The 6,385-nt window shown below is 68.4% G+C and carries 6 protein-coding genes; 3 read left to right on the top strand and 3 right to left on the bottom strand.

The genetic code is table 11. The features are described from left to right. The coding region (locus VME70_02010) for an HAD family hydrolase (protein HTW18967.1) at positions 1-551 on the top strand (551 nt) is incomplete at its 5' end. After that, positions 548-2,923: a glycosyl hydrolase family 65 protein gene (locus VME70_02005; protein ID HTW18966.1), complete on the top strand. Its 2,376-nt coding sequence runs from the start codon at positions 548-550 to the stop codon at positions 2,921-2,923. The genes VME70_02010 and VME70_02005, both read left to right, overlap by 4 nt. On the opposite strand, the gene VME70_02000 is transcribed toward VME70_02005, so the two are convergent. Continuing rightward, positions 2,913-3,875, bottom strand: a complete 963-nt coding sequence (locus VME70_02000; GenBank protein HTW18965.1) for a WYL domain-containing protein — start codon at positions 3,873-3,875, stop codon at positions 2,913-2,915. The two genes, VME70_02005 and VME70_02000, sit on opposite strands and share 11 nt — an antisense overlap. Before the next feature lie 97 nt (positions 3,876-3,972). On the opposite strand from VME70_02000, the gene VME70_01995 reads away from it, so the two are divergent. Next, entirely contained in the window at positions 3,973-4,560 is a 588-nt protein-coding gene (locus VME70_01995; protein HTW18964.1) for a DinB family protein, read from the top strand. 173 nt (positions 4,561-4,733) lie between these two features. Here the strand turns inward: VME70_01995 and VME70_01990 are convergent, their stop codons facing one another. Beyond that, a complete protein-coding gene (locus VME70_01990) occupies positions 4,734-4,964 on the bottom strand; it encodes an IS3 family transposase (GenBank protein HTW18963.1) in 231 nt (76 codons plus the stop codon). 64 nt (positions 4,965-5,028) lie between these two features. Next, complete coding sequence (locus VME70_01985) at positions 5,029-6,228, bottom strand: IS30 family transposase (GenBank protein ID HTW18962.1); 1,200 nt, start codon at positions 6,226-6,228, stop codon at positions 5,029-5,031. Positions 6,229-6,385: the final 157 nt, after the last annotated feature.

Here is a 6,385-nt window from a genome sequence, read left to right as displayed (position 1 = left end):
GCAAGCCGCGCGCAGACGGGGTGCGCGACTTCCTGGCCTCGCGCGACATCCATCTGCCCGTGGGTGACCCTGACGCCGGCCCGGGCTTCGACACGGTCAATGCCGTCGGCAACCGCAAGAACGAGTTGCTGTTGCAGACGATCCGCGACGACGGGGTGACCGTCTATGACGGTTCCCGGCGCTATCTGCAGGCGGCCCGCGACGCGGGGCTGCGACGCATCGTGGTCTCGTCGAGCGCCAACACGAGGCAGGTCCTGGAGGTGACCGGTCTCGACGAATACGTCGAGGGCCGGATCGACGGTGTCACCCTGAGCGAGCGGCACCTGGCCGGCAAGCCGGCCCCGGATTCCTTCATCGCAGGAGCCGAGATGGCCGGAGTGGGTGTCGACGCCGCCGCCGTGTTCGAGGACGCGACGTCGGGCGTCGCGGCGGGGCGTGCCGGCAACTTCGGGTGGATCGTCGGGGTCAACCGCGTCGACGGCGACCATGCCGCGGCGCTGCGCCGCAACGGCGCCGACACGGTCGTCGGCGACCTCGGCGAGCTGCTGTGACGAGCAACGGCCGGTTCACGGTCGAGCCGTGGCAGGTGTGCGAGACCGAACTCGATCTCACGCTGCCGGCTCAGTCGGAGTCGATCTTCGCGCTGAGCAACGGTCACATCGGCGTACGCGGCAACTTCGACGAGGGGGATCCGGCCGGCCTGCCAGGCACCTACCTCAACTCGTTCTACGAGACCCGGCCGCTGCCCTATGCCGAGGCCGGGTACGGCTATCCCGAGACCGGCCAGACGATCGTCAACGTCACCAACGGCAAGCTGATCCGGCTGCTCGTCGACGACGAGCCGTTCGACGTGCGCTACGGGGTCATGCACGAACACCGGCGCACACTCGATTTCCGCAATGGCACCCTCACGCGCGAGGTCGAGTGGGAGTCGCCGTCCGGTGAGACGATCCGGCTCCGCACGACACGACTCGTGTCCCTGTCGCAGCGCGCGATCATGGCGATCCGCTACGAGGTCGTGCCCGTCGACCGGACGACCCGGGTGGTCCTTCAATCCGAACTCGTCGCCAACGAGCACGTCCCGCCGCAGTCGCGCGACCCGCGGGTCGCCGCCATCATGGAATCGCCGTTGGAGCCGATCGAGTGCGACGGCGCGGAGAACCGGGCCTGGCTGTTGCACGGCACCCGGTCGAGCGGCCTGCGGATGGCCGCGGCGATGGACCACAAGGTGACGGGACCGGGGAATCAGAGCCAGCGCCTGCTGGTCCATCCGGACTGGGCCCGGATGACCATCGGGACGGTTCTGCAGCCGGACGAGTCACTCGTGCTCGACAAGTTCGTGGCCTACGGCTGGTCGAGCCAGCGGTCGGGACCGGCGTTGCGCGATCAGGTCGATGCGGCGTTGATCCTCGCGGTGCACACCGGCTGGGATCAACTCCTCTCCGAGCAGCGGGCGACGCTCGACGAGTTCTGGGCGGGCGCCGACGTCGTCATCGACGGCGATCCGGCCGTGCAGCAGGCGGTCCGGTTCGCGCTGTTCCACACGCTGCAGGCCGGGTTCCGGTCGGAGAACCGGGCGATCCCGGCCAAGGGGCTGACCGGCCCGGGGTATGACGGTCACGCCTTCTGGGACACCGAGATGTTCGTCCTGCCCGTGCTGACGGCGACCTCGCCGAGTGCGGCGGCGGACGCGCTGGTTTGGCGTCGTACGACGATCGACCTCGCCCGGGAACGGGCCAAGACCGTGAAGCTGCGTGGGGCGGCCTTCCCGTGGCGGACGATCAGGGGGCAGGAGACCTCCGGCTACTGGCCGGCGGGGACGGCGGCCTTTCACGTGAACGCCGCCATCGCCGTCGCGGCGATGCGCCAGGTCATCTGGACCGGCGACGAGAAGTTCGAGCGGGAGACCGCGCTGCCGATGGTGGCCGAGACCGCTCGACTGTGGCAGTCGCTCGGCTATCACGGCGACGACGGCGATTTCCACATCGACGGCGTCACCGGCCCGGACGAGTACAGCGCGATCGTGGACGACAACATCTATACGAATCTGATGGCGCGCGCGAACCTGTTCGGCGCCGCGGACATCTGCGAGAAGTGGCCGGACGAAGCCGGGGAACTCGATGTCACCGCTGCCGAGATCGCCGAATGGCGGCGGGCGGCGGAGTCGATGGCGGTGCCGTTCGATTCCGGTCGGCGGGTTCACAGCCAGGACAAGGACTTCACCGACCACGAGCTGTGGGATTTCGGGACCAGCAACGACAACGGCGGGTACCCACTGCTGTTGCACGCGCCGTATTTCGACATCTACCGCCGGCAGGTGTGCAAGCAGGCCGACCTCATCCTCGCGATGCACTGGTGCGGTGACGCGTTCACGTTGGCCGAGAAGGCGCAGGCGTTCGCCTACTACGAGCCGCTGACCGTGCGCGATTCGTCGCTGTCGGCGTGCACGCAGGCGGTGATCGCGGCCGAGGTGGGGCAGCTGGAGCTGGCGTCGGACTATCTCGCCGAGGCGGCGCTGATGGATCTGCGCGACCTCGAGCACAACACCCGCGACGGACTGCACATCGCGTCACTCGCCGGCACGTGGCTCGCCGTCGTCGCCGGATTCGGCGGCATGCGCGACCACGGCGGCATGCTCTCGCTGCACCCGCAAAGGCCGCCGGGATGGGATTCCTACGAGTTTCGGCTGCGGTGGCGGGGCTCCCGGTTCAAGGTCCACGTCGGTGACGAGGTGACCTATGAGCTGATCGACGGCGACCCCGACACGGAGTTCATCGAAGGCGGCGAGACCGTCCGGCTGACGGCCGGGAAGCCGCTCACGCGGCCGCTGCGTCAGGTCGAGCCGATGACGCCACGACCCGATCAGCCTCCCGGACGGGCCCCGATCTCCTCCGACGAGATGCGGGCGGCGATCACGGAGTGAGGCTCAGCCCGTCGGTGTAGGTCGAGGACAACTCGGCGCCGATCCGGGCGAGACGCTCACGCGCCTCCGGCGGGGCCAGGACCTCGACCCGTCTCCCGAAACCGGCCAGCTGGACGGTCACGATCTCGAGCGACTCGCCGCGCAAAGTGATGGTGATGCGCGCGCCCTCGTCGTCGGCGACGGTGAGTCGGCCGCCGAAGATCCAGCGCAGCACCGGCAGCAGGTCGGCATCGGCGGCGGCCGTGATCTCGGCCGGCGAGCGCAACAGGTCGACGCGGTCGACGACGTCCCGCCAGGCCGCCTCCAGATCGAATCCGGGTGGGCGGATCACGGGCTCACCGGTGGGCTCGACGGAGGTGACCCGTCCGATCCGGAAGGTTCGCAGCCCGGCGTCGGTGTCGGCGAGGAGATACCAGACCGCCCCCTTCAGGGCGGTGCCGAGCGGATGCACGATGCGTGAGCTGCTCGCCCCTCCTCGGTCGCGGTAGCCGAGCCGGACCTGGCGCCCACCGGAGGTGGCCTCCTGCAGGGAATCGAGATGCGGCGGCCGATAGCTCCCCGTCGTACGGCCCCAGCCCGATGGGTCGTGGACGACCGAGCCGGCGGCGGTCTCGGCGGCGTCGCGGAACGGCTCCGGCAGAGCGCGGACCAGCTTGCGGAGGGCCCGGTTGAGCTCCGGGTTGGTCTGCGCCGACGGTCCGGCGACCAGGAACAGCGCGCGAGCCTCGGCGGCCGAAAGCCCGGACAGGTCGGTGCGGGCGCCGCCGAGAAGGCGCCAGCCGCCGCCCCGCCCGCGCTCGGGATAGACCGGGAGGCCCGCCAGCATCAGGCCCTCGAGGTCGCGCCGCGCGGTGCGCTCCGAGACCTCGAGTTCGGCGGCGACCTGGGCGGCGGTGACCCGGTCACGGCGCTGGAGCAACAGGAGGATCGCCACCAGCCGGTCGGCTTTCACGGGGCCATCTTCTCTCGAAAACCGGTCGGAAGATGGCCACTTTTCCGAGTGAGACTGCTCTTACCCACCGATCGACAGGAGAGTTCAGATGCCCGGTATGCCGACCCTCATCGCCGACCCGCGCGAGCAGCTGCTCGCCTTCCTCGAGCAGCAGCGCTCGCTCGTCCGCCTGGCTGCGTTCGGTCTCACCGACGAGCAGGCGGCGGCCAGCCCGTCCGCCAGCGCGCTGTCCGTGGGAGGTCTGCTGAAACACCTGGCCGCGGTCGAGCGGGCATGGACCGACCATCTGCTCCGGCGTACTCCTCCGTTCGACGAGGCCGTCGCCGACTATGCGGCCGGCTTCCGGATGGAGGGGAGCGACAATCTGCCCACGCTGATCGCGGACTACGAGGCGGCCTCCCGCGCCACCGACGAGGCACTTCGCTCGATGCCGCTCGACCATCCGGTGCCGGTCCCGCACGACGTCCCGTGGTTCCCCAAGGATCTCGAGGCGTGGGACGCCCACTGGGTCATCCTTCACTTGATCGAGGAGACGGCCCGGCACGCCGGCCATGCCGACATCATCCGAGAGAGCGTGGATGGCGCGACCTGGCTTCCGCTGCTCTGGGCGGCGGAGAAGCTGCTGCCCACCCCGTGGTTCGACCCGTGGGAGCCCGCCTCGGCCGCGGCCGCGGCCACGGCCTGACCAACCCGGGCCGCACCCAACGCAGGCCGGTTAGGTGTCGTGACCTGAGACGTTGTTGTCAGGCGGTGAGCCGGCTGATGGGTGGTTGTCCGCCGAGTGCGGAGTGGCCGCGTCGAGTGTTGTAGCGGTGGAGTGACCTGCCCACGCTTTTCCGGACAGTTGCGGTGGGGTGATCATGCCGCAGCTTCGGCGGCGGTGTGAAGCCGTTCGTGGTCGACGGGGCTGAGGTAGGCCAGGGCTGAGTGCCGGCGGACGGGGTTGTAGAACGCTTCGATCCATTCAAAGATCGCGGTGGCGAGCTCGGCGCGGGTCGGCCAGGTGCGCCGGTCGAGCAGTTCGATCTGCATCGTGCCGAAGAACGACTCCATCAGCGAGTTGTCGTAGGCGCAGGCGACTTTGCCCATCGAGCCGAGCAGTCCGGCTTCACGAAGTCGATGGCCGAACAGCCAGGATGTGTATTGACCAGTCTCAATCGATCGTCGCAACACCGGCTTGTTCTAGGGACAGTAGCTGCTCGTTGAGTGCTTCGGCTGGGGTCTTCCAGCCGAGCGTCTCTCGTGGCCGGTTGTTCAAGGTTCGTGCGACGGCTTCGATGTCTTCGGCGGACCATCGTGAGAGGTCGGTGCCCTTGGGGAAGTACTGGCGGAGCAGCCCGTTGGTGTTCTCGTTCGTGCCGCGTTGCCAGGGGCTGCTCGGATCGGCGAAGAACACGGGGATGCCGGTCTCGACCTTGAAGTCGGCGTGGGCCGACATCTCCTTGCCGCGGTCCCACGTCAGTGAGCGGCGCAGCTGTTCGGGCAGCGTCGTTATCGTCGCGGCGAGCGCGTTCTTCATCGTGATGGCGCCGTAGCCGGCCAGCGCCGGGCCGTTCTTAACCGTGTGCTTGTGGCGGTAGCCATCCTCGCGCGGCAGGTGAATCAGCATTGTGAACCGGGTAGTGCGCTCGACGAGGGTGCCGATCGCCGATCGTTCCAGGCCGATGAGCAAGTCACCTTCCCAATGGCCAGGGACCGCGCGATCCTCGGCTTCGGCGGGTCGTTCGCTGATCACCACCTCCGGTGTGACATGCGCCCACGCCTTCTGCTTGGAGCGCGCCCGCGGCACTCGCAGCGCGCGGCCGGTACGAAGGCACGCGACCAGCTCACGCTTGAGCGCACCGCGGCTCTCGACATAGAGCGCTTGATATATCGCCTCATGGCTAATCCGCATCGACTCATCATCCGGGAAGTCGACTTTGAGCCGGTTGGCGATCTGCTGCGGACTCCAACCTTGAGCCCAACGCCGATCGCCGCGGTGTGGTTTTCCTTTGCCGATCCACTTCGGCACCGTCGGGCCGAGGACCCGATTGCCATCGGCGTCGCGGATCTCGCCGGACAGGCGCTCTTGCACATACTCACGCAGCCGCGCGTTGAGGACCATCTTGGCGGTCTTCGGTCGACGGGCACGCCGCTCGGCATGCCACTGCGCGACCGTTGCCTTGTAGTCGAGGTTGTAGGTCCGCGTCGACGCGTTCCGAAGCAGCTCGCGCGAGATTGTCGACGGATCACGCCCTATCTGGCGGGCGATCTCACGAACGCCGGCACCCTGTGCTCGCAGCAGCGCGATGTTCTCGCGCTCGGCGAAGGACAGGTAGCGACCCGACACTGTCGGTGGCAGGCAAGGATTCACGCCGCCAGCGTGTCGATGTCAACGCCGACTGAAAATGGGGCCAGTTGTGCCGACTGAAAAGAGGGCCACTCTGTGGTCATTTCAGTCTTGCTCGGTCGTGGTGGCGCGGCCGAGGTCGCGGTCTTTGAGCCGGTAGCTGTCGCCTTTCAGCGCGATG

This window comes from Mycobacteriales bacterium (assembly GCA_035504215.1).
Lineage (GTDB): Bacteria > Actinomycetota > Actinomycetes > JAFAQI01 > JAFAQI01 > DATAUK01.
Note: the sequence above shows the minus strand (reverse complement) of the source record. Positions and strands in the feature narration are given on the sequence as shown.